This is a genomic window from Bacteroides sp. D1 (assembly GCF_000157095.2).
In the GTDB taxonomy this organism is placed as follows: Bacteria; Bacteroidota; Bacteroidia; order Bacteroidales; family Bacteroidaceae; genus Bacteroides; species Bacteroides xylanisolvens.
On record NZ_JH114348.1, the window covers coordinates 32,490 to 57,782 of the forward strand.

Below are 25,293 nucleotides of genomic sequence, written 5' to 3' on the forward strand. Positions count from 1 at the left end.
TTTACTGTAATAAGACCTTCAACCCTTCTGCTACCTGCATAGCATAAAACTGCTCATACTTTTCCATAAACACAGGGTATTTGTCCAGTCCCAATGACACAAAAGGTGATATCTTCAAGAACTCGGCCGGCGATCCTCCCGAAATCAACTTCCTGTCCGCCGGGGTAATGTGAGGTTCGGAGATAGCTATATTTTCACCGGACTCGGTGCGCGCACCTATCAGGTATTTGCAATAAACAGCTATCAGGAAAGCCTCTATCGAAATATCCTTCCCATCCTGCAACATCTGTTTGAGTATGGGTACCACATAAACGGCAAACTTAGCAATGCCATCGCCGCAAAGCCGTGATACCTGATCGCTGATCGCCTTGTTTGAAAATCGTTCGATAAGCTGGTCTTTATACGCTTCAAGGTCAACGCCTTCGGGAACCGGAACATAAGGAGTAACGTCCCTGTTCATAAACAGCTTTATCATTGCACGATACCTCTCGTCTGCCATTACAGCATCGACCTTCCTGAATCCTTCCATATAGGCAGGATAAGAAAGAAGAGTATGTGACGCATTGAGAAGACTTAATTTCATGATTTCATACGGGGTCACATCATGGGTGAATGTAACTCCCACCTTCTCCCATGCAGGACGGCCTGCAATGAAATTATCTTCAATCACCCATTGTATAAAGTCTTCACAACACACATCTGTAACCTTACCCGGTTTTGTTACGGGAGTGATTCGATCCACCATCGAATTCGGGAACGTCACTTTCTTTTTCGCCCACGCTGCCACCTCGGGATATTTCGCTTCGAAGTATGACATAAACGCACATTTAGCGGCATTGCCGTTCATCTGCATGTTGTCACACGAAAGAATCGTAATCGGCAAATCTTTCTCCATCCGGCGTTTAAGTCCTTCGGCTACATACCAAAACACACTGCGCGATTGGTTAAAATCAACCTTATATCCCCCTTCGGTAATGGTGAGAGAGATGATTTTTATCTCCTCCGATGCTATTTTAGCGATGATAGGCTCACTATCTATTTCCCCCCATGCCAGTTCTACAAGCGAACCAATCAGCGTACTATCCTGTTCGCCGGAAGGGCTGCATGTCGTCAACTGATATATGCCGTCGTCTTTCTTGAGGGCGTTGAACAAGACCCCGTCCGTAGGCATAATCATGGCTCCGAATACCCCCCAGCATCTTTGTGACGGATCTTCAAGTAATAAATTTGTGTAAGCTTCGAGATGTGCACGATGGAAGTTTCCAACGCCGAAATGTACTATTCCGGCCTTTATTTCAGCACGATTATAATTAAAAGTCTTCATACGATAATTTCAATGTTTCGGCAAGTGATCTTTCCACCTTGTCGCAATGTTCTATATAGAATTTATAAACCTCATTCCATTTGTAATAAGATGCTTCAACCGCTTCCAACGGCAACCGGAGGTCTTTTTCATTCAGCATAAACTTAACTAAAACGTCCGGATTGCCTTCTGATTGGTAAAAGATCATCTGAAGATTCGCACCCATCGGAATATCCCAGTACTTCCAACTCCGCAACGCTTCTTTGGAATTACCAGCCTCCCGCGCCCACGTTCCGGCTTGCAGATTTGTCAAGATGGCCATCAGAACGCCATCGTGTCCGAAGTTGAGATTGATACCATGACGCTTGCGAACCAGATCTTCGGCAGATTCGTCTAACAAATGGCGTAACGTGCGGGATGCAAGTCCCCAACTACGCCCGTGAGATACCGGTTCAGGACCTTTCTGCGCAAAATACTTATAGTTCTCGATTTCTGCCCAAGCCAATATTTCCTCTTCTGTAAAGATATCCCATATAGGCACTTGGCGGTCGAGGCATTGCATAAGTGATGCCATTAACCAGAAACGATGGATCAGGTCGTACTTGTCATATTCACTTTCTACTTGTGTTACGTCTATAAACAGTCTTGTAAAAAAAGCATCCACATCCAACTTTTCATCTATATATGAACGATATTTTTTATACCAACTGTTTTCTTTACCGAGTATATATTTATCAAGCGGACTTCTGTCGGGACATACGTTACCGTATGGATTCAGTGTGGTAAGGAACGAACGGGAATTGTCTATCTCCGCCCACTCAAGCCCGGGACGCAGCGACAAAATACCCGAATTTACAGATTGCATGGTGGCCGCCACCCGAAGCACATTCGTTGCGTTAGTCTTCAAATAGGGATGGCCTTCAAATACTTCCGGATAGTTTTGTACCATCCTCCGGCCTATCTCCCTTGTCTGACGATAACCGATTTGTGTCAGATCGCCTTCTTTGTAAAACACATTCTTCTTGAACGGTTCAAGACGTTCGTACAGGGCTTTCCCAAAATCGGTAAGATTGTTTGTGGCATGAGCTTTCTCCAATACGCCGTATATGGCAGGATAAGTCACCTCATCGTCTATCTGACGCGCTCCGTGACGGAAATAGCCGTTTATATAGAAAGGCGTATATCCTTTGGGCGCCGGCGTAACCGGATGTGAAAGATCGGTCACATAATACACGCCGCCCGCACGTTCCGGGTCCCTGCGTATCTCGTCGAGAGGATTTTCGGCCACCGGCTTTTCTTTCGGAAGAGAGAGTTTGAATATGCAAGGAAGATCAGACGTCTTTTTCGCATTCGTATTGGTATTGACATACATAACCCCGTCTTTGACCACAATATCTTCCGGCTCGTAAATAACCTGTTCCTGCACATTGTATCGGGCAGTAATCGTCCGCCTATCCGTATCGTACACCCGGATGCAGGAAGGACGGCTGTCATCCTGTTTCCCAACTCCGAAGCAGAAATAGATTTTACCATCATGCATACAGCCCGCTTGTGTGAACCATACCTCATAGGGGAACACCACCTGATCGAGAATGTCATTTTCGTCGAGGCGCACCTTTGCCCCCTCACTCAACGACGGTATGCGGAATTTAGTGGCGACATACTGGTTTTCCCATGCATGCTTTGTCACCTTCGCCACAGTACGTTTACGCGCCGAGAATATCCATATAAAGCCCCGCTCCCGATCGACCAGCCAGCTTGGCGCACCAAAGATAGGGACATACCCTTTCTCCGCCCACTTCGAGCCATCAAGTTCAATTGTCTGTGCGATTTCGCTGCTAAAACGTTTTCCACGACGGGTGATGCTCTCCACAAAACACAACCATTCCAACTCGCTTCCTACCTTCCCGTTTGTGATATACAAGAGAGGAAACGATGCTCCGCGTTTTGTCTCAACGCCAAAGCATACATTATTTACATGGTTGTCCGGATGGGAGGACGCCAACTCAAAGCCTGCCACAGGTTTCGGATCGGCACTTTTGAAATCATAGATATTCACGTGCCCTCCATCCTCGCACGAGAATATGTAATCATCCCATATTTCAAGTCCTTGCTGTGCCCGCCCCCGTCCTTCCTTTGCCAGGAAGACAGAGCACTCCACCTCTTTCTCCGGCTCTACATACAACTGGGCGATAAGGGGAATAGAGATCAGTAAGCACACGACAGACAAATAGATCTTTTTCATAAGTATGCTCTATAAATTTAAAGTATGATTATGTTCTACGTTAATCGAACAGCTCTACGCCTAACGACTCAAGCCGTTTCTGCAACTCTCCTACATCGAGAGCCCGCGGAGTACAGTGCTGCGACGCACTCATAGCAGCAGCAATACCAACTGCCTCTCCCATCGCCATGCAAATACTCATGACACGATATGAAGCGTGAGCTCTGTGAGTACCCGATATACACCGTCCCGCCACCAGAAGCCCTTCCAAGCCCAACGGGAGAAAACAACGATACGGCAAATCGTATGGTTTGCAATATTGGATGGTTGGTTCCGCCTGTCCGGCTCCGTCAGGATTATGTATATCGACAATGAACAATGCTTTATGTACCACCACATCGGCAAAACGGCAGCCTTCCGCCATTTCATCGGCATCGATCACATAGTCGCCCATCACCCTGCGGCTTTCGCGCACTCCGGTTGTTGTACCACTTCCGATCACTCTACAGTTTTCGTAACCCGGCAAATTTTCTTTCAAGAATTGAGTCAGGAGGCGTATCTGTTGCCTAAGTTCAAGATCGGCGGTGAAAATAGAGCTTACCGAAGTTATATCCACCCTATTGACTTGTGTCGTATTTACCTGACGGCAACCCGGTCTGACCGATGGATGCAAACGCACGGCAGCAAGCATCCGGGGAAGTTTGCCCTCATCGGCTTTCTTTTTACACCAATCAAGAAAACACTCGCCATTCAATTGAACATTGTCTACATCTCCAATGCAGATAATTCCTTTCGACTCGTCTACGCCATCAATGGTGTATTCAAGGGTTACAGGCTGCATGAGTCCGTCAGCACGTCCTTTTTCTATTTTTGCACCGGCAAGAAAAGATACTATGGCATCACCGGTACAGTCAATTGTAACCGCGGCTTCAAAACAGAGCGTCCCCTCGTTACTTGCACACTTAATGCCTTTTACCACCTTTCCGTCACGAATAACATCCGACACGCAACATTGCAAAAAGACATCGATGTTCTTTTCCCTGGCGACAAATTCTGCCAATGTAAGTTTTGCCTCTTCGAAATCGTGAGCATTTCCATGTTCGCCAATCCAGTCATTGTCTTTGACGCCAAGAATAGCACAAACCTCATCGCGCATCGTGTTCTTGCTTACACTACCGAGAATAGGGCCGACATACCCGGCGGTCAGGTTACCTCCGATGACTCCGTATCTTTCGATAAGGGCAACACGTGCTCCTTGCCGGGCGGCGGCTACAGCCGCACATATCCCGGCAGGACCTGCACCTGCTACTATTACATCATAATATTTTGTATTCATTATCTGCTTGTATATGGACCGGAAATAGTCTTAACAGTCATTGCCCCGTCAGAATCTGTGATTGTCACAACTCTATATTTGTTTCCCCCGTCGGTCACACGAACTACAATATGTCCATCATATCCCTTTACTCTCGCAGCCTCTTCCGCCGTAACCCGGTCGTCTACTCCGCTGGGGCGATCGCCTTGCCAGAAGTTAGTGATAAACATGTCACACGCAGGGAGTGTTGTCTCCATCGAATTCAGTATATCGGTACGGGGATGACAATCTACCCACGAATTGACAACAATCGTTTGTGGATTGAGTGCTTTCAGAGCATCCACCTGATTGGTGTTGGTTACACCGTGATGGTTAGCTTTCAATAGTTCCACCTGACCCACTGCTTTTGCACAGGGCAGTTCGGCATCTTTCCATGCATGACTCGAACGTCCGTTATACTGAAGGTCACCACCGGCAAAGAAATCAAAGTTGCCATACGAAACTTTCATCACACAACTGGTTATATTCTCCGGCGGACAATTGTCACTGGAGGTAATGTTCTTGCTGTTTTCGTATGAAATCTCCGAGAGTTCAGGGAATGTCTTCTTTGTGGTAGTGCCCGAACCTGTCCAGATCTCTCCATTCACTGCCACGTTTTGCACCTTTGCAGTAGGGTACTTTGCAGGATTATACTTCTGAACGATCTGATCATTCGCCCCTGCTTTGAATATCGCAGCATCGAACTTTTGATTGGCGACATGCCATTTCACTGCATTGATATAATTGCTGCAACTTGGAGCATTGTCTGCCATTGTCGCCATATTGAACGGATAGTTATAATCGGGATAGCCACGATCGAGAAGCGTACCAATCTTGAAATTATCGAAAATCTCGGCAAAACCTATCAACGAATAAGTGTCGGAGTTGGAAGATTTCGGCAAGGAAGAAGTATAACCGCCGAAGTGGTCATTATGGAAGTGGGTAAGTACGGCATAATCAATCGTACTGTTACCTGTCCATACCATACACTTACGAATGTAATCAGTTATAATCTGTGAACCACGGGTAGAAGTCAGAGTCGGATCCCAACGACTACGGATACCGGTGTTGGTCGTATTACTATTAGAGTTGGTCGTAACACTCGAACTTGCGGCATCAATAAGCATTTGCGTACCATCCGGGAATATTACAAACATGCTTTCACCGGTAGTTGTATTGATGAAATGAATATCCATCACACCCTCCTGCCAGGCAGGAATCGTTTTACCTACCTCTATTTCAGTGGCAGCATCTTCCCCACCTCCATCCGGGCGAATCAAAAATGAGTGAGACTCATTGGAGCTGCATCCTACAATCGCAAGGATGAACAGACTAAATATAAATATTAACCTTTGCATGCTATATGAAGATTTAAAAACATCTCTCCGCCTTCAATGCTGACGGCAAGACGAATATAATTACCAAAATTTGAATTTACCTTTATAATATGTTGGCCAAGTCCTTTGAAGATTACAGGATCACTACCGTCGTCAGCCCAATGTATACCGTCTTGCGATAGTTGTACACGACCTTCGAATACGGGATCTCCTTCTATTTTCTCAACCATAACAAAGAATATAGCCTCATCTGCCCAACCAGCCTCGTAAGGATGAGTGAAGAAAGTACCTTTAAAGAACTTCTTTACCTCAAGATGGGAATCATTAAACATTTTCATATATTACATTCCTCCTTTTATTCTTGTGAAACAACAACAGAATCTATATAAAAGAATACACGACGATTAGTATCAGTACCCACCCAGAAAAGAGGATTGATAAGATTGTCGATGCGTCCATATCCGTCAACGGTATCGGCTGCAATGCCACGCATATCCCAAATTTTGTCCTGACATTGGAACTCTACATATTCACGAAGCTCTGTGTCAAGTTTCAGACGCATGTATTGCCAATTGAGTTTACAGTCGGTCTCATTGTAAATGAGTTTCTGATGACCATCTTTCAAATCCTTGAACCCATCGTGGTCGCCATTAGGATAACGGCGGCCGAACCACCAGGGATCGACTCCCCTCTTACACCAGTCTCCGTCAAGTCCATAAGCCCAATCGCGGTCGGTTATGTCTTCATTGGAATGTTCATACTGCCACTTCTGCATTAATTTGCCATCTACTGCATTGAGATAGCGAATTCCTACATGGTAACGTTTTCCACCCTCCTGTACATCGAATCCCATACCAAAATCGCGGATGGAACTCTCATGCAAACCCGGTTGCGGACGGTCACCGCCATCCACCACATCCTGCTCCGCCGTGTATGTAAACCAACATTCTATCTGCAAATATTTGCAACCCGGACGAGAGAACGAAAGCCGCTTAATGGCATGTCCCAGACAACCTTCCGCCGGAATCTCCGTATAAGGAGCGGCAACAGGTCTTGTCGAAAGTTTAAGAGAGTAAGTGCCGGACATAGCCCCGTGAGTGCCCGGATACCTGAAAGTAGCGGAACTAAGCATGACCGGTGGCCACTGGTCTTTATTGACCAATGTCTTGGGAACATCAAAATCGGGATATTCCGTAAAGTTAGGCATCAATGTCATCCAACCGTTAAAGCCGGTGTTGAATACATCATAGCTCAACACCCTTTTCAAAGGTTGATAGCGACTGCGCAATAAAATTTCTCCAATGCTCATAATATCATTTATTTAATAAAGTTAGTACCCTGGATTTTGAACAAGTTTGCCATTCATTATCAATACATCATCACTTGGCAATGGCCATAAATAAATCTTCTCATCATACTTACGTTCACCATGCTGGACGATATAGGTTCCGTCGGCCATCGCTTCAAAAGAAGGAAATCCGTCTTTGTCAAATGTCGGAGTCTCCGGCCAAAACCAGTTGCCTGCCGCAAAGTATTCCTTTGCCCTGTTGGCTGTACGGGTAAATCCGTACATATTGTGTCCGAAAGCATTCTCAAACTGATGCCAACGAAGCAAATCGAAATAGCGCAGATTTTCCCATGCAAACTCCACACGACGCTCACGGCGGAGCACTTTGCGCAATGCTGTCTGATCGGTTGTCGTGATGGACGGATAGTCGTTGGTTTGTGTACGGGTGGTGCCATAAGCACGGGCACGGACATCGTTGATGCAAGCAAGGACAGTAGCGTCAATCTCCCCCAGTTCAATCTTAGCTTCGGCATACATCAACAAGACATCGGCATAACGCATGAGAATAACGGGGTTGTCGTTATACAAAGTAGTACGCCATGACTCTTGCGCGCCTTTGCGCAGGCAACAACCATTGTAAGCGCAATTGGAAGCATCTGAACCGCCTTTGGAATCTTTGTTTGTAATCATACGATTTTGTGTATAGTCCATTACTTCGAGTGCGTTTGGCGCAGGGTTCCACTCAATACCATAGATACGGCTGCCGGGAGCAGCAAATGTTTCCAGGCAACGGGGATCACGGTTGGCAAATGGATCGTGAGGATCAAAACCGCTGCCCGGTTCATCAATCGTCTTGCCATTCGTCATTTCGTAGACAGCAAGAAGTTCCCACGAAGGTTGTGCATTATGTGTACCGCCTGCCGAACGGGCAATAAAGGAACCGATAGCCTGTGTGGTAGGTTTACCGTTTTCATCCAACTCAAGATCGCTTGAGTGAGCAACAGAGAAGATAACTTCTTTGCTTCCTCTTGTCTTGTCGCGGAAAAGTTCTCCATAATCAGGGGCCAAGTCATATACTTCCAGATCCATACAGTCTTGCGCAGCCTTTGCGGCAGTCCCATAGTCGTGCTGATAGAGAGCGGTACGAGCCTTGTAAGCATAAGCCGTTCCTTTGTCCACACGGGTGGCGCCGCTATTATTATTTGCGGCCGGCAAATTTTCTGCGGCATAGTCATAATCTTCATAAATCTGTTTCAGAACGACAGCTTTGTCGGTACGCCCCATCTCAAATGCTTCCTCCGGAGTAATCGAAGTCACGTAGAAAGGAACATCTCCCCAAAGAGTAATCAAACGTGAATAAGCAAACGCTCTGAAAAAACGGGCTTCGGCACGAAGCGTATTCAGTTCAGTGGTGGAATATTTGCCTTCAAGTTTGTCGAGTGCCTCCAAAATCCGGTTGGCACGACTAATGTTCTTATACGTGTAACTCCAAACAGTCTTGATGTTAGGATTACTTGTAGAAGACGCATTCAGTGAACCTGCCGCAATGGTATAAATGTTGGTTCGTTGCGCCCAGTCATCCGTATTACGGTCCAGCGTCCAACCTTCTTCTATAACAAAGAAAGTACTGCGATAAAAATCGTTCAACGAGATTCGAACTTCCTCCGGTGACGAGAACCAGTTTTCACTGGATGCGGCTGAAGGAGGATTCAGATCGAGGTTCACACAAGAAGTTACAGATAGAAGAGCTATCATGCAAATCAATACATGTATTTTTTTCATATTATGTAATTTTTTCATACTCCATTAGAATTTGATATCCACTCCAAACGTATAAGTGCGTGTGATATAGGTAGAAGCGCCTGCTTCAGGGTCCCATCCCGAAAGATAACTATCAAAGCAGTATGGATCATCGATATTGACGTACACCCGAAGTCCCTTGATTCCGACTTTAGAGACGATTTTTTTAGGAACTGTATAGCCAACGTTGATATTCTTTATACGCATATAGGCACTACTCTTGAGCCAGTAATCCGACATTTTGTAGTTGTTGTATTCACCGCCCTGATGGCTCAAACGGGGATAGCTGGCTGCCGCGTTCTGCTCTGCAGTGTTATATACACTCCAATAATTACGGCTGCCATTGTCGTTCAGAAGGACTGACGGAGCCGGAAGCCATTGTCCCTGCATGGGGCGAATCATACTCTCGGTGAGGCGTGAAAGTTGTTTCCCGACACCATTGAAGAGTAGGGAGAAAGAGAGACCTTTCCAGCCCAAACTAATAGAACCTCCATATAGATAGTGTGGCAATGAGCTGCCAAGCACTACGCGGTCGTATGTCTCATTGATAATTCCGTCAGGAGTGCCGTCCGGACCGCTGACATCTACATATTTCACATCACCCGGTTTGGTAGAAGCCGAAAGCAGAGCGCTTTCACTGACTTCCTCTGCGGTCTGGAACAAACCTGCAGTCTTATATCCGTACCAGGAGTTATATTCTGCACCTTCAGTAATAATGGTACCATCGCTGTTAAACTGCTGCTTGCCATTAAGATTATCTATTATAGACTTGTAATCAGAGATATTAAAACTTACCGCATAACTTACATCTCCGATACGGTCAGACCAGCCGAGTTTCACTTCCCAACCACGGGTATGCATTTTACCTACATTCCTGTCAGGTGCCGAATAACCTGTAAACGACGGGATTGCCACTGACAAGAGCATATCTGTTGTCTTCTTATAATAATAGTCTGCGCTAAAGTCAAGACGATTGTTAAAGAAAGCGGCATCCACACCTATATCCCAGCTCTGTGTTTTCTCCCAATGGATATTCTCATACGCATAATCCTGTTGAGCGGCAGACATCGAAGATTGGGGCGTAGAACCTGCACTGTCATACATAATGGCATTATTGAACGAAATGTATGTCTGATAAGGATAATTTCCAATCCGCTCGTTACCGAGCGTACCGATAGAGGCACGGAACTTCAGATAGTTTATCGGGGTTATGTTTTGCATGAACTTCTCGTTAGAGATGACCCAACCCACCGATGCGGACGGGAAGAATCCCCAACGGTGATCCTTGTGAAAACGTGAAGATCCGTCTTCACGAGCATTGAGCTGGAGGTAGTAACGGCTGTCGTAATTATACATGACACGGCCAAAAAATGAACGGTATGCATTCTGATAAGAATTACCGGCTACGGCAAGGGCATTCTTGTTCGCCAAATCAAGATAAGGGAAAGAAGACAAAGACATATCGTTGGTCGATCCCGACATCGTTTCATACGTATAACTATAATCTTCATAACCGACCATGGCATTGAAGTTATGTACCTTGCTGAAGGTCTTGTCGTATGTAGCGATGAATTGTTTCTCCAATGATTTGATGTTACGGCGTTCTTCACTTAGCGAATTGGAAGTATATCCAGAAACATATCCCAGCATAACATCGGTTTCGTATGCATCGTAAACAGGTATGGCTTTCTTCATCTCCTTGATCGAAACAGTTCCGACGGTAGGAGTCAGATTGGCAGTAAGGGTCAAATCTTTTATGGGCTTATAGCTCAACGAGAATTTACCGGTCATTGTGTTGGATACGGTCTTCTTCTCTCCGCCTTCCAATAAGGCGGCAAGCGTATTGCTAAGACTGCCGTCTTTACCGGGACCAACACGGCCATCCGGATAAAGTCCCAAATAAATGGAAGGATACATATAAGCTGCACGAATCGGACTACCGGAAGTCGGGTCATTTTTCGTGGCATAACGTACCGAGAAATCGATAGAACCGGAGAGCTTATCACTAATCTTGAGATTATTACGCGAACGGATAGAGATTCTTTCGTGGTTTGAACCTTTATAGATAGCGTCGGCATTTTCGTAGGTAGCGGAAGTGTGGCTCTTGATTACCTTGTTGCCATACGTCATGGTCAAGTTGTGCTTATGGCGCATAGCGGTATTCGAAAGAATAGCGTCTTTCCAATCATAGATAGGATATTGAATGGGATCATATCTGTTGTTGGTAGCATAGTTGTCGATGTAGTCCTGTGAATAGTTGGCAAATTCGCCTCCCGCAGGATTACCGGCATCGTTCCACGACCATTCATTGTACATTGTCATGTAGTGATAAGGGTCTGTCAGGAATTTCGGAAATTCGGTAGGAGAAGACAACGAAATCTCTCCGTTATAACCGATCGAAAGCTGTCCCTCGGTTGCCTCCTTAGTCGTTATCAAGATAACACCGGCAGCAGCACGGGCACCATAGATGGATGCAGAAGCTGCATCTTTAAGTACAGTAATCTGCTGTACGTCTTCGCTTGCTATATTGTCGAGGCTACTGACCATCATACCATCGACAAGGATAAGCGGACTCGAATCAGACATTGTTGTCACACCACGCACCTGAACCGTAGCACTCGCTCCCGGCATACTGCTCGAACGGGTAACCGTCAGTCCCGGAATCAGTCCTTGCAAAGATTGTGAAAGTTGAGACGTGCTCTGTTTCTCGATAAGCGAACTGTTGATTACACCGACCGCACCTGTAAGATCTTTCTTTTTTACAGATCCATAGCCGATAACAACTGTCTCTTCAAGTTGTACAGCATCCTCTTTAAGTTTTATATTTACTACACTCTTACCATCCCACACCACAGTCTCGGTCACATAACCAAGATAACGGAATTCTATTGTATGGCCTGATTCAGCGCCATTGAGCGCATACTTTCCCGACATATCGGAGGTAGTACCTTTTGCATTGTCTTTATCGTGGATCACCACTCCGACAAGAGGACCATTGGCATCGCTAACGACACCCTTCATTACATTCTGTGCAAAAGCCAGATTGATTTGCAGGAAACATGCCAATAACAGGCTTAATATACTTTTTTTCATACTATTTATTCTACGATTTCAAGCAATACATGTTCGTTATATTCTCTGATTGCCTCACCTGTTTCAGGGTTACTCGGATGTTGCGCTGAAAAACGTGTCTGGCCGCTTGCGTGTGTACAGTCTATATACTTTCCAGCGAATTTGGCGCCATTAAGACATAGACGGCCTGCCTGTCCAAATCTTAACACAATCTCATCCATATCCTTAGTCGTGGTAAATATTCCTTCGGCAGGGATATATGCGCCATTGTTTTTTTCATCGAGCAACATTCCCGCAAAGTTGTAGGTAATAGTTGCCGAATAATTGATAGGTGCACCCGACAGTGTCTCTGTCGCACTTTCCTGAAGAGTCGAAGTCGGAAGAGCCGGTTTCCATTCTTCTCCATCCTTGAACTCGATCATCCAGTAGTTGGAACACATCGTTCCTAATTTGGTCACAAAATAGAAGTGTATCTTGGTACCGGCAGGAATGGTCGTACCTTTCATATCCCCATAGACATACCAATAATCACCCGGAATAGCTCCTGATACATACGGGTCACCATTAGCACCCACGGCACGGCTGCATACGACTTTCTGCTCTACATAACCTGTCCGGTCACATGCCCAATACTCAATCTTACCACTTCCGGCACTCGGAGCAATATACTTGCCATTGGTTCCCGGGAATACCGATTGTGCCTCATCATCAGCAAATGTTCCACTTGTGTTGGCAGTTAAACTATTCAAGTCCCAATCAGCCAAAATGCCCGAGAAAGCATCTTGTACAAGAGTATAGGTATAGTCTGTATCATCCTGGATGGTTACCGTTACTTTAATTGTCCGTTTGGCAAATGTCTTGTTCTCCGGGAAAGTAAGTTTAATATCACATTCGCCTACCCCATTTGCAGGAGAAACGGTCACATCTGCATCTGTACACACAGCCTTCCACTCCTTATCGCCAAAGACTTTGAATGAGGATTCTGTTGTAGTTGCGTCAATCGATTCTGTGGTAGGACTGATACCTTTCGGAACAATCATCTTTTGGGTAATAACCAGCTTTAAAGGAGTTACATCATCGCCAATGAAACGAATGGCACCGACACGTGAACTAGTCGATGAATTTTCAGAGACTTTGATTGTAAACTTAGTAATCTCACCTTGTGTCTCATGCGAATCAACAACTGCCCAATGGCTATCGCTTCCATCGGTCTGGCAATCGTTATTGACTCTGTAATAGACATTAGATGAAAGGTCAACAGTGAAAAGTCCACCTTCTGCTTCTACATCAAGTGTCTTTGTCGCGAGTGTCATATACGGATCATCCGAGTTATGACAAGATGCAAAAAGCACAAGCGACACACTTGCAAACAATAACATCTTTAGATTCATTTGATTAGTATTTAGGGTTATTAATAATTGACTAGCTAGACATTTTCAGACGTCTTGCATATATAATTCTGTATATCACATAAGCAAGTATCATGGCAATCATCAGTACGATACTTCCTATCACAATTCCTTTGACCGCAAGGGTCTTCGGATCGCCGGCAATAAGCAGACCTATCAGTAAGAGCGCAACGACACCAATAGTAATACAGAAGCAGTTAACAGCCAAATGCGAATAGATTAATACCGCTTTTTTCTCCTTTAATGTCGGTTCGCGATCGGCTTCAGGATCAGTATATTCACAAATGGCTTGATAACCATTATCTTCATACTTTTTACGTGCCGACCAAACTTCCATGATCGCAAGGATAAGTACAGGAAGTACACAACCGGCAACTGACTCTATAAGGCTTGGACTAATAACGGAGGCGGGAATTATGACGCGAGCCATAATACCAACGAGCCAAGTAAGAATCATTGCAGAAATAAGTTGGTTGCCTGTCAGCCGCTTCGAGAACAGTCCCCATATTGACGGAATGTATAAAGGACACATCACCATAGTAAGAAGAGTTACTACCACCTTTTCGGCACCTCCGGCAAACGGGATGAGCATTGACAAAGCGATAATCACAAGTCCAAAGACAAATGTGAAGAGACGTCCTACCTTGATACGCTTTTTCTCATCTGCCTGACGGTTTTTCTCTTTGTGTCCCCAAATATCATAGGTATATACATTGGCATATACATTCAAAATGCCCGAAACATTACTCAATGTGGCCGATAGCATCGCTGCCAACATCATACCGACCATTCCTTTCATGAGCACGAGTTTGCTCATATTCACATAAGCGTGTTCACCGTTGAAAGTCATTGTGGTTGCATCCAAATCAAGCGCAAGTCCGGGTTCCATCACACGATAAATCATGGTAGGAAGATACCAAATAAGAGGAGTGACGAGATAAAGAATTCCGATTAAATAAGTACTCTTTTTTGCGTCTCTTGTAGTAGGCACGCTTATGTATCGCTGTACAAACGGCCAGTCACCGCCAATCATAGACACATTGAGAAATATCCACAGTAAAAGCCACCCCCATGTATAGGTCGGAGATGTGCCCGAGAAGAATCCCGGTATCTCACTGGCCTTATCGATAAATGCACTTACGCCTCCTACCGCGTTAAATGAAAGAGGTATCATAAATACAACCACGGCCAGAAGTACTCCGAACTGAATTACATCAGTCATTAGTACCGCAAGAAATCCTCCGGCAATGGTGTATCCAAGAGCGATGGCACCAAGAATAAGAAGCGCCCACCAAATACTTAGGTAACCCATCGGTGAATCGCCCATCATACCTGTACTTGCAAAAATACTGCCACCATCGACTTTGATTAATGCACACATCACAACCGCTACCGCATACAGAGACACTGCCGTATGTACCGCACGGGCTATAATTCCTGAAATCGTGTAAAAACTTACCGTGCGATGTCCGAACCGGATGGTAAGGAACTCTCCCGGCGATTTGATACGTAGCTCCCGCCATTTGCCCGAGATCCATTTACCGACAATAAACGATGCTACGCCAAGACAAAGTGCAACAACTACCGCAACAAGTCCCGATTTATAAGCAACGCCTCCCCAAACGACAAAGGTACTTGCCGAGAAGATAGTCATGTAGGAAGAGACTCCCGACAGCCACCACGAAGAATTTCGCCCGGCAATAAACATATCTTCGGAGTTTTTAATTTTCCGGGACATCACAACACTCACGGCAATCAGTCCGAGAAAGTAGAGTAAAATAATAATATAATCTAACTGTTCCATATTCTGGTTCTTCTTTATATAATTGCTCCAAGTTTCTTCAATTCCTCTATGAGATTGTGAATATCAGCCTTTTGTACGGTCACACCTGCCTTTATACATTGTGCGGCTGCTACTCCTGCGGCTTGTCCTACCCCCATACAACTTGCCTGAACGCGAAGTGACGCAAAGGAAGTCTTATCAGCACTAATACAGCGTCCCGCTACGAGCAGATTCGGGAAATCTTCAGCTATAAGAGCACGATAAGGTACATACGCCGCTTTTTTAAGGAAAGTTACGCTCTGTTCCGCACCTGCTGCCACATGGATATCTATAGGATGTGCGCCGCGTGATATGCTATCAGGATATTTATAAGCATTCACATATTCTTCTGCTGTAATGGTATGTACACCTTTGATACGACGTGTCTCACGAATACCGGCATGTACGGCGACGGTCGTCACATAACTGTTTTTAAACTCTTCAAAGTTCTCTTTAAAGATTCGTGCTATTTTAAATACGTCTTCCCGTAAGCGACATTCCGCTGCGGTAAAATTTCTATTATCGATGGCATTTCCTGCAGTACGGGTCATATTAACCGTTACTTCGCCCGGACGAAGAGTGGTGCAAAACCAAGGACCTCCGAATTCGGGGATGCCAAGCTTCTCTTTCATTGCTAGAAGTTTCTCACGAACTGCAATGCAATGACAATTCTGCCCTTGTTTATTATGGTGCATGGCATCGATTATCATGGGCGAATCTGTATCCACACCGCCTAATATAAAATAGGTGGAAAGAGGTTGCAGCGGTTTACAATCATCTGTTTGCATCGGAACACCCGCCATAGCGGCAAGGTCACCATCCCCAGTGCAGTCGATATACATATCGGCACTGATGGCTTCTGTCCCATTCTTATTCTCAAAGAGGATACAGGATATTTTGCCGTCTTTTGCCTGGCAACCGCTTAAGTAAGAGTGCATATACATATCCACGCCGGCTTCCAGCATCATTTGCTGGCATAAAAGTTTGTAAAGCTCCGGATCAAAAGCTACATTGCCAAGAGGTTTCTCAATGATACAGCCTCCCATCTTCTCCAGCCGTTCGATAAATTCCCATGGAATACCGCCTATCACCTTTTCATTATTATAGGTGAAAACACTCAAAGGAGTAACAAGCCCCATTGTAGCCATTCCACCTAAAAAACCATATTGTTCCACAACAGCAGTTTTCGCACCACTGCGAGCAGCCGCAATGGCCGCAATGAAACCAGCTGGTCCGCCACCGCAGACAACTACATCGTAGTTGCCCACAATTGGAACCCGTTTCGAAATTTCTATACTTCGTACTTTCTTGTCCATGACCGTTTTTTATCCTTTAATTATTACCAATTCAAATAGATGGTAAACTTTGATGTGCTTTCGACCGCACTTATAAGAAAAGAGGTGTGTTTTCATAGTTCTTTTTCTTTAGTTCGACATCATGTTGATGTAGCAAAGATAAAGAACAAGAGCTTGAAAAAAAGTTTTTTCCTAACTCTTTTGCCTGCAAACGATTGCGGGAACGTTCCCAAAATCTGCAAACGTTACAAAAGCATTACACAAAGGCAAATGGGATTCGTATTTTACTCCAATATTAGGATTTATTGTTTGAAATCAATATCTTTGCTTTGATTTAAACAATCATTCAGCATGAAGTATATAACCATAAAAGACATCGCTCGACATTTGTCAATATCCGTCTTGTATCTCGTGCATTGGGGGATGACAAGAATATCCGTAAAGAAACGAAAGAAAAGGTGATAGAAGCAGCTAAAAGATTGGGATATAGACCAAACCCTGTAGCAATCAACCTTAAATACGGACATACCAATACCGTGGGGGTGATCGTTCCTGAAATGGTTACGCCGTTTGCTTCACGAGTAATAAACGGAATACAAGAAGTGCTTCACACCAAAAATATAAAGGTGATTATTGCAGAGTCGGGAGGAGATCCGGAAAAAGAAAAAGAGAACCTGCAACTGATGGAAGGATTCATGGTGGATGGCATCATCATCTGTCTTTGCAGTTATAAAAGGAATAAGGAGGAATATGCTCGTTTACAGCAAGCGGGAATGCCTATGGTGTTCTATGATCGTATTCCCTATGGACTTGAAGTCCCGCAGGTAATAGTGGACGATTATATGAAGTCATTCTTTCTTGTAGAAAGTCTGATCCGAAGCGGACGCAAACAGATTGTTCATATACAGGGACCGGACGATATTTACAACTCCATAGAACGTGTCAGAGGATACAAAGACGCTTTGGCTAAATTCGGGATTCCTTTTGATAAGAATAATATGCTGATAAAAACCGGTATGACTTTTGAAGAAGGGAAAAAAGCTGCGGATATATTAGTGGAAAGAAATATTCCTTTCAATGCTATTTTCGCTTTTACGGAAACATTGGCCATTGGAGCTATGAACAGATTGAGGGAACTTGGGAAAAAAATACCCGAAGAAATCGCCGTAGCCAGTTTTTCAGGAACTGAACTTTCCAACATAGTCTATCCCAAATTGACTACAGTAGAACCGCCTTTGTACCAGATGGGGAAAAAAGCTGCCGAACTTATTTTAGAGAAAATCAAAGATCCGGCATCTCCCAATCATTCAATCGTGTTGGATGCGGAAATCAAAATGCGTGCATCGACGCCACGTTTGGAGGTATATTAATGACTTATCTATCAGATATTATATCTTAATACTTTCCTGAAAAACATACCGAAGTTAAAAAGTTTACTGAATAGTATTTTTTACGATACCAACAAAAAAGAAGAATTCAGATTTATACAGTTTTGAATCATTCAATGCTCTTTCTCTATAATACGTCCAATTCTTCCACCTCCTTCACTTTTCTTCTGTATGGCCGATAAACAAGCAGTTTGTAGGTGAATAGCCGCCCCTTCACCTGCTCTTCATCGTGAATCAAATCAAATTGCAGCCTCCAGATTCCACCATTGAGTAAAATTAGTAAAGCTATTTCGTAATTAGTTTCAACCTTGTTTGAAACTAAAAGTTTCAAGGCGGGAAACACTTTGTTTCAAGTAGCGAAACGAAGTGTTTCTCGGTGTGAAACAGATTGTTTCAAGCCTTGAAACTATTTTTGAAACTACTCGCTACAGGTGAAGAGATGGTGAAATTGTTACTCTTCACCCGCAAACTCCTTATTCATCGAAGAGACAGAGAAAAGGTGAAAGAAGAAATAGAAAGATTGAAAATAAATACCCAGTAGAAAAATTTAATCGATTTTGTAATGATTCAGAATCGTACAAAAATGAATGACAATTCATTTTCAATTACTAATTCGCATTAATTTAAAATATACCATAATATTATAAGCAGGCTGTATTTGCTTCCTATGCAATACTCTACTTTCCCCTCCGTTCATAGCTAATTTAGGCTAAAAAGAACATTTTCTCCCGAAAAGTTTTTGTAATATCAGAGTTAATCGTATTTTTGTGTACAATTTTGGTGTAGTGATGACAGAAGAAGAAAAAAAGTTATTGAATTCCTTTGAAACGCAACTACGGCATTTGATTTATTTGCACGATGAACTTAAGCGTGAAAATGCCGAGTTGAAGAAGCTTCTCGAAAATGAAAAGCTGAAAAACGAGAAGGTACAAGCTCAATACGATGAATTGGAAGTCAGCTATACAAACCTAAAAACAGCTACGGCAATCAGCCTTAACGGCAGCGACGTAAAAGAGACGAAGCTGCGATTGTCAAAATTAGTGCGTGAAGTCGATAAATGCATCGCTTTGTTGAATGAATAAGAAGAAGATGTATGAACGATAAAATAAAGATAAACCTGCAGATAGCAGACTCAAACTACCCGTTAACCATCAACCGCGAGGAAGAACAAATGGTACGGGAAGCCGCCAAGCAGGTAAATATCAGGCTTAATAAGTATCGGGAAGTCTATAAAAATCTGGAACCCGAAAAAATTATTGCCATGGTAGCCTATCAGTTCTCGTTAGAGAGACTGCAATTGATGCAACGTAATGATACCAGCCCCTATGTGGAGAAGGTAAAAGAACTGACAGAATTGCTGGAGGATTATTTTAAGGAAGAATAAATCCCCGACCGGCTATTCGCTGATAAGAGATAAAACAACCACGCACTGCACAATATCCAAGCAAAAATAATTGCTTTGATATTTGGCGGTGCGTTTTTATTTATATACTTAAATTAAATGTAGAATGATAGCAATAATAGCAACAGCAATTGCTTGCTTCATCGTAGGAGGAGTCCTTTCATATATACTATTCCGGTATGTACTGAAATCCAAATACGACAATGTCCTGAAAGAAGCGGAGACGGAAGCGGAAGTAATTAAGAAAAACAAGCTGCTGGAAGTGAAGGAGAAATTCCTGAATAAGAAAGCGGACCTTGAAAAGGAGGTAGCATTGCGGAATCAGAAGATTCAGCAAGCGGAAAACAAGTTGAAGCAACGTGAAATGGTACTTAGCCAGCGTCAGGAAGAAATCCAACGTAAAAAGATGGAAGCCGAAGCGGTAAAAGAGAATCTAGAAGCGCAACTTGTGATTGTTGACAAGAAAAAAGAAGAACTCGATAAACTGCAACAGCAGGAAATCGATAAACTGGAAGCAATCTCCGGATTGTCTGCCGAAGAGGCCAAAGAACGCCTGGTAGAATCACTGAAAGAAGAAGCTAAAACGCAGGCACAATCATTCATCAACGACATTATGGATGATGCTAAATTAACTGCCAGCAAAGAAGCCAAACGTATCGTTATCCAGTCTATCCAACGGGTGGCTACGGAAACTGCCATTGAAAACTCTGTTACAGTATTCCATATCGAATCGGATGAAATCAAGGGACGTATTATCGGACGTGAAGGACGTAATATCCGTGCTCTGGAAGCTGCTACCGGTGTTGAAATCGTTGTAGACGATACCCCGGAAGCAATCGTTCTTTCTGCCTTCGACCCGGTTCGCCGTGAAATTGCCCGTTTGGCCCTGCATCAGCTTGTGACTGACGGACGTATCCATCCGGCCCGTATCGAAGAGGTGGTAGCTAAAGTACGCAAACAGGTGGAAGAAGAAATTATCGAAACGGGTAAACGTACTACCATCGACTTGGGTATCCACGGTCTGCATCCTGAATTGATCCGTATCATCGGTAAGATGAAATATCGTTCTTCATACGGTCAGAACTTGTTGCAGCATGCACGCGAAACAGCCAATCTTTGTGCTGTGATGGCATCAGAACTGGGACTGAACCCGAAGAAAGCAAAACGTGCAGGTTTGCTGCATGATATTGGTAAAGTGCCTGATGAAGAACCGGAATTGCCGCACGCATTGTTGGGTATGAAACTTGCCGAGAAATACAAAGAAAAACCGGATATCTGCAACGCTATCGGTGCTCACCATGACGAAACAGAAATGACCAGTCTGCTGGCTCCTATCGTACAGGTTTGTGACGCCATCTCCGGTGCACGTCCGGGCGCACGCCGCGAAATCGTAGAGGCTTATATCAAGCGTCTGAACGATCTCGAACAGCTGGCAATGGCTTATCCGGGTGTAACAAAGACGTATGCTATCCAGGCAGGACGCGAACTCCGCGTTATCGTTGGTGCAGATAAGATTGACGACAAGCAGACAGAAAGCCTGTCAGGTGAAATCGCCAAGAAGATCCAGGATGAAATGACTTACCCGGGACAAGTGAAGATTACCGTCATCCGTGAAACACGTGCGGTAAGTTTCGCTAAATAACGTAACGATTCAAAAGAAGATTCATATAAGGGCGAAGAAATTCGCCCTTTTTTAATACACGACTATGGGAAAGTATCAATTTGAGATTTGTACCAATTCAGTGGAAAGTTGCCTGGCCGCACAGAAAGGTGGTGCAGACCGTGTGGAACTGTGTGCCGGAATACCGGAAGGTGGAACAACGCCCTCCTATGGTGAGATCGCCATCGCAAGGGAAGTACTGACTCATACCCGCCTGCACGTTATTATCCGGCCTCGTGGAGGAGATTTTCTGTATTCGGATATCGAAATCCGGACAATGCTGAAAGATATTGAAATTGCACGGAAATTAGGGGCAGACGGAGTGGTATTCGGTTGCCTGACAGCAGAGGGTGAAGTAGACTTGCCAGCAATGCAGAAACTAATGGAAGCTGCTCAAGGGCTATCTGTGACTTTTCACCGGGCATTTGATGTATGCCGTAACCCGCAGAGAGCATTGGAACAGATCATCAAACTGGGATGTAACCGTATTCTGACTTCCGGCCAGCAACCTACGGCTGAACAGGGAATCCCCCTTTTAAAAGAGTTACAGAAACAGGCTGCCGGAAGAATCACATTACTCGCCGGATGCGGAGTAAATGAAAATAATATCGCACGCATTGCCGCAGAAACCGGAATCAACGAGTTTCATTTCTCGGCACGTGAAAGTATTCAGAGCGAAATGATATTCAAAAATGAAGCCATCTCCATGGGAGGTACGGTACACATCAATGAATACGAACGGAATGTGACTTCCGTGCGAAGAGTGAAAGAGACGATCGAAACTTTACACAAAAGAATATAGGTGACTGTTTATCTCCACTATATAATAAGAAATGATAATCATTCTTTTCCGAAAAAACGCATTAAGGGCAAGAATTAACGATTATTGTATACCTCCTCTTTTCTATAACCCATGTACAACTTTCATCAATTGCTCACCCAAACCGATTGTATATCCTTGAGAAACAAAGACTACCCTATTAAATGTATCTGCAATGATAAATACCGGCAGAATAGAATTGTTCAAATTCATAGCCTGCACTATTTCTTTGCGGATGCTGTCATCGACATCAATACCGTAGGTGATGGTAGACGGAAGTCCTTTAAATTCGTCGGCATTAAATTTCTTGTATTGTTCTTCCGAAGGGAAAAGAAAGACCATCTTACGCCCCCATTGTTCGAAGTCATTGCCCAAAGCGGCTATATCTCTTAGCGCATGATTGGTAGGTTCCTGCCCCACTCCAAGCACAGCTACTACAAAATAGCCACGTCCGCAGGTTTGCAGAATACTCCGCTGTTCAGTGCTGTCAACCGGACGATAGGTCGCTTCCGAATTAAAATTGCCGATCACTTGCACCTGATCTTTGCTTTCACGCATCACAAGGTCAACGGTGGTTGTCTTACCGGGTTCTATAGTAAAAAATGTACTGTTGGAAAGCACCGCGCCACTTGCCAACCGAGTTCCGGTCACCATCATATAATAGCCTTCATCAAGCTCTCTCCCATATTTTAATAAATTACGCCAGGTAGTTCCATCCCCCATATCCGTCTCTCCTTCGTCATAATTAAGCAACTGGAATGTGCCGTTTTTAAACTTGGAAAGAGTGAAATGCGAATAATATTTAGGATCTTCCACAGAGCGGATAGGAGTATAAGTAGCTTGCAATACTCCCTTTCGAGACTGTGCAGCTTCTGCCGTATCGAAGTTGACATCTTCCTTTGCAAATTCTTCATTTAGAATCTGCACCTTTCCGGTCACTTCATCAATCCAGGCAGCGGACGCCCATCCCATGCTCCGGTAAGCTGCCACAAAGAATATGTCACGCGACTTTTCATCAGCCACCCGTGCTTTCCATACTCCCATCGGAGAAATAGGAATCTGTTGGGAATTCAGTTCATTATTGATTTTAATCTCTTTTCTGCACCATTCTATTAATACTTTGGGATCACGTTTCATGCTATCGGGCACAGACTGGTACACTGTTTTTTCAATGGCTTCACGAAGTACCTTTTTATAAGGAGTCAACATTTCATTAGCTATACGAGGAGGATTGAGGTACATTCTTTTAAATAAATCAGTCTCTATCTTCTCCCAATCCGAGATATTAGTCAGCAGATGATCATTCAATACATCCAGAGTTACATCGCGGAGATCTTTAGCCGAAAGACTCTCTAATATCCATATAGCCCGTATTTCTTCCCATGAAACAGCGTCTTTCTCTTTTCGGATAGCTGAAAGGAAGTCTTTCAAGGTTTGGTGGTTTCCTCGCGAAGCAACCAGGAAGTTTACTAATTTTTCTTTCTTTTCCGGTTGTAAGGTATTTCCATATAGTTTATCTATCCACTCTTTGGCCTGTTTTTCCGTCATCATTGTTGCTACATACGTATTGCGGATTGAATCTTCCTGCGCCATCCGCCGATCATTTTCCGCCCGTTGTTCGGGAGTGACTTCGGGAATATTCGCTCCTTCCACCGGAGGTACAAGATCCATTGGCAAGGAATAGGCTTCACCTTCTTTTCTATTTAAAGAGAGTTGCAATGCATCATCTTTTCCAAATGAGATTTTGGCATAACCAAATTGTCCGTTGCGGGATGCCCAAACCAACATATCTCCTTTACCGGCAGTCAGGCTGGCTTTCCCCTCTGCATCTGTATATTTCGTGGCTACTGTATAGAACTCCGCATAATTGTATATCTTAAATTCGACTTTGGCATCTGCTACCGGTTGGCCGTCGGCATCCGTCACCGTTACGATAGCTTTGGCAGTAGGGGCATAATTATCAATCACATTAATTTCTGTGTAATTGGGTGTTTCAAGCATAATCTCTTCCGGACCGTTGTAACGCCCGAAAACCTTAGTATGCATCAACATTCCCCGACTGGCAGGGGAATTAAACCATCCCAGGTTCAAAACCGGTTCCGGTTCACAAGCTCCAAAGAAGTACCAATGTCCATCCGCCCATGCTTCCACCCAAGCATGGTTATCATCCGTATGCGCCCAGCGGGGCGTATACACTTGCCGTGCCGGAATACCGACTGCCCGGAGCGCAGCCACCGTAAATGTAGACTCTTCGCCACAACGTCCATACGCAGTTTTGACAGATGCCAATGGTGAGCTGGTGCGCGCGTCACTCGGACGATAGACTACTTTCTCGTGACACCAGTGGTTCACCTCCAATATCGCGTCTTTCATCGGCAGTCCCTTCACCCTGTCTTTTAGTTCATCATAAAACACACGGCGGGAATCATCCAGATTCTCGTTATTCACCCGGATCGGCAGAACAAAATGACGGAACACTTCATCGGGAATCTCTTTGCCCCAAGGCATCTCTTCACGTGTCTGCTTCGACAGCCGGACATTCTCCAAGTAATAATCTCCCGGATAGTCCGTCACATCCCCTATCGGCATATAAGCGTAGAGAAACATCAATGCTTCGCGCTCGTACACTGACAGAGCGGAATCACCAAAGATCGCAAATAAATCTCCATGAGGAAGTGCCTGTTTTTTCTGCTCAAAGTCTTGAACTACTTGATTCCGGTAGGATTCTTCTTTGAGGAAGTGAGCATTGTTACAAGCAAACAGTACAATCGACAAAATCAGGACGCACAAAAGATGGGTGAATGTTTTCATATAAGTGTTTGGTTTATTCTATTAATAAGGTTGCTGACTGACAAAAATAGAAGAATATTTTCTGAATACCTAGATAAGTACATAAAAATGTGATAGATAAGAATAATATTGTCATTGATGGGAAAATCCGGGAATTTTGTAACAGGTTTGTAATATAGACCGTGTTCGAACCCTCATAAAAAGAAAATTCAAAAGAAAAAGAAGATTTTTATGTTTTACAGCATATAATTCGAAAACAATTTGTATCTTTGCAGTGTTATTAGAGAAAACAAGATGTAAAACCGCTCTTCAAAACGTGGAGGGCAAAA

At 44.2% G+C, this 25,293-nt stretch carries 17 protein-coding genes and 1 pseudogene; 5 read left to right on the forward strand and 13 right to left on the reverse strand.

Annotation, left to right across the window (positions count from 1 at the left end; translation table 11 throughout):
* Position 1 precedes the first annotated feature (1 nt).
* The 11 genes from BSAG_RS05750 to BSAG_RS05700 are packed head-to-tail and all read right to left on the reverse strand — an operon-like array spanning position 2 to position 16,925.
* A complete protein-coding gene (locus BSAG_RS05750; RefSeq protein ID WP_004313398.1) occupies positions 2-1,324 on the reverse strand; it encodes a mannitol dehydrogenase family protein in 1,323 nt (440 codons plus the stop codon).
* Positions 1,311-3,548, reverse strand: a complete 2,238-nt coding sequence (locus BSAG_RS05745; RefSeq protein WP_008997684.1) for a histidine phosphatase family protein — start codon at positions 3,546-3,548, stop codon at positions 1,311-1,313. Before BSAG_RS05745 ends, BSAG_RS05750 begins: the two co-directional genes overlap by 14 nt.
* A 40-nt stretch (positions 3,549-3,588) precedes the next feature.
* Complete coding sequence (locus BSAG_RS05740) at positions 3,589-4,863, reverse strand: FAD-dependent oxidoreductase (protein ID WP_004313401.1); 1,275 nt, start codon at positions 4,861-4,863, stop codon at positions 3,589-3,591.
* Complete coding sequence (locus BSAG_RS05735; RefSeq protein WP_008644257.1) at positions 4,863-6,239, reverse strand: ComEC/Rec2 family competence protein; 1,377 nt, start codon at positions 6,237-6,239, stop codon at positions 4,863-4,865. Before BSAG_RS05735 ends, BSAG_RS05740 begins: the two co-directional genes overlap by 1 nt.
* The gene (locus BSAG_RS05730; RefSeq protein WP_004313403.1) at positions 6,227-6,556 is read right to left on the reverse strand and encodes a hypothetical protein; all 330 of its coding nucleotides are present in this window, start codon (positions 6,554-6,556) and stop codon (positions 6,227-6,229) included. Before BSAG_RS05730 ends, BSAG_RS05735 begins: the two co-directional genes overlap by 13 nt.
* 17 nt (positions 6,557-6,573) lie before the next feature.
* A complete protein-coding gene (locus tag BSAG_RS05725; protein ID WP_004304775.1) occupies positions 6,574-7,527 on the reverse strand; it encodes a DUF6772 family protein in 954 nt (317 codons plus the stop codon).
* Positions 7,528-7,548: 21 nt separating this feature from the next.
* Positions 7,549-9,288: a RagB/SusD family nutrient uptake outer membrane protein gene (locus tag BSAG_RS05720; RefSeq protein WP_004313404.1), complete on the reverse strand. Its 1,740-nt coding sequence runs from the start codon at positions 9,286-9,288 to the stop codon at positions 7,549-7,551.
* Between the two features lie 24 nt (positions 9,289-9,312).
* Positions 9,313-12,399: a SusC/RagA family TonB-linked outer membrane protein gene (locus tag BSAG_RS05715; RefSeq protein WP_004313405.1), complete on the reverse strand. Its 3,087-nt coding sequence runs from the start codon at positions 12,397-12,399 to the stop codon at positions 9,313-9,315.
* Positions 12,400-12,404: 5 nt separating this feature from the next.
* A complete protein-coding gene (locus BSAG_RS05710; protein ID WP_008651144.1) occupies positions 12,405-13,769 on the reverse strand; it encodes a BACON domain-containing protein in 1,365 nt (454 codons plus the stop codon).
* A 31-nt stretch (positions 13,770-13,800) separates the two neighbouring features.
* The gene (locus BSAG_RS05705) at positions 13,801-15,591 is read right to left on the reverse strand and encodes a sodium:solute symporter family protein (RefSeq protein ID WP_004313407.1); all 1,791 of its coding nucleotides are present in this window, start codon (positions 15,589-15,591) and stop codon (positions 13,801-13,803) included.
* A 14-nt stretch (positions 15,592-15,605) separates the two neighbouring features.
* Positions 15,606-16,925: an FAD-dependent oxidoreductase gene (locus BSAG_RS05700; protein WP_004313408.1), complete on the reverse strand. Its 1,320-nt coding sequence runs from the start codon at positions 16,923-16,925 to the stop codon at positions 15,606-15,608.
* 330 nt (positions 16,926-17,255) lie between these two features.
* On the opposite strand from BSAG_RS05700, the pseudogene BSAG_RS05695 reads away from it, so the two are divergent.
* Positions 17,256-18,274, forward strand: a pseudogene (locus tag BSAG_RS05695) (LacI family DNA-binding transcriptional regulator).
* A 145-nt stretch (positions 18,275-18,419) separates the two neighbouring features.
* Here the strand turns inward: BSAG_RS05695 and BSAG_RS0223410 are convergent.
* Positions 18,420-18,623 carry a hypothetical protein gene (locus tag BSAG_RS0223410; RefSeq protein WP_004313410.1) on the reverse strand — a complete coding sequence of 68 codons (204 nt, stop codon included), beginning with the start codon at positions 18,621-18,623 and terminating at the stop codon, positions 18,420-18,422.
* Between the two features lie 436 nt (positions 18,624-19,059).
* Here BSAG_RS0223410 and BSAG_RS05690 point away from each other — a divergent pair, with 436 nt between their 5' ends.
* The 4 genes from BSAG_RS05690 to BSAG_RS05675 all read left to right on the forward strand — a co-directional run bounded on the left by BSAG_RS05690 (position 19,060) and on the right by BSAG_RS05675 (position 22,156).
* A complete protein-coding gene (locus BSAG_RS05690) occupies positions 19,060-19,374 on the forward strand; it encodes a hypothetical protein (protein ID WP_004304743.1) in 315 nt (104 codons plus the stop codon).
* Positions 19,375-19,385: 11 nt separating this feature from the next.
* Positions 19,386-19,676, forward strand: a complete 291-nt coding sequence (locus tag BSAG_RS05685) for a cell division protein ZapA (RefSeq protein WP_004304741.1) — start codon at positions 19,386-19,388, stop codon at positions 19,674-19,676.
* A gap of 124 nt (positions 19,677-19,800) precedes the next feature.
* Positions 19,801-21,336, forward strand: coding sequence for a ribonuclease Y (gene rny / locus BSAG_RS05680; protein WP_004313412.1), 1,536 nt, complete (start codon positions 19,801-19,803; stop codon positions 21,334-21,336).
* 64 nt (positions 21,337-21,400) lie between these two features.
* The gene (locus BSAG_RS05675; RefSeq protein WP_004313413.1) at positions 21,401-22,156 is read left to right on the forward strand and encodes a copper homeostasis protein CutC; all 756 of its coding nucleotides are present in this window, start codon (positions 21,401-21,403) and stop codon (positions 22,154-22,156) included.
* Positions 22,157-22,258: 102 nt separating this feature from the next.
* Here BSAG_RS05675 and BSAG_RS05670 read toward each other — a convergent pair whose 3' ends face one another.
* Positions 22,259-24,985, reverse strand: coding sequence for a transglutaminase domain-containing protein (locus BSAG_RS05670; RefSeq protein WP_004313414.1), 2,727 nt, complete (start codon positions 24,983-24,985; stop codon positions 22,259-22,261).
* Between the last annotated feature and the right edge of the window lie 308 nt (positions 24,986-25,293).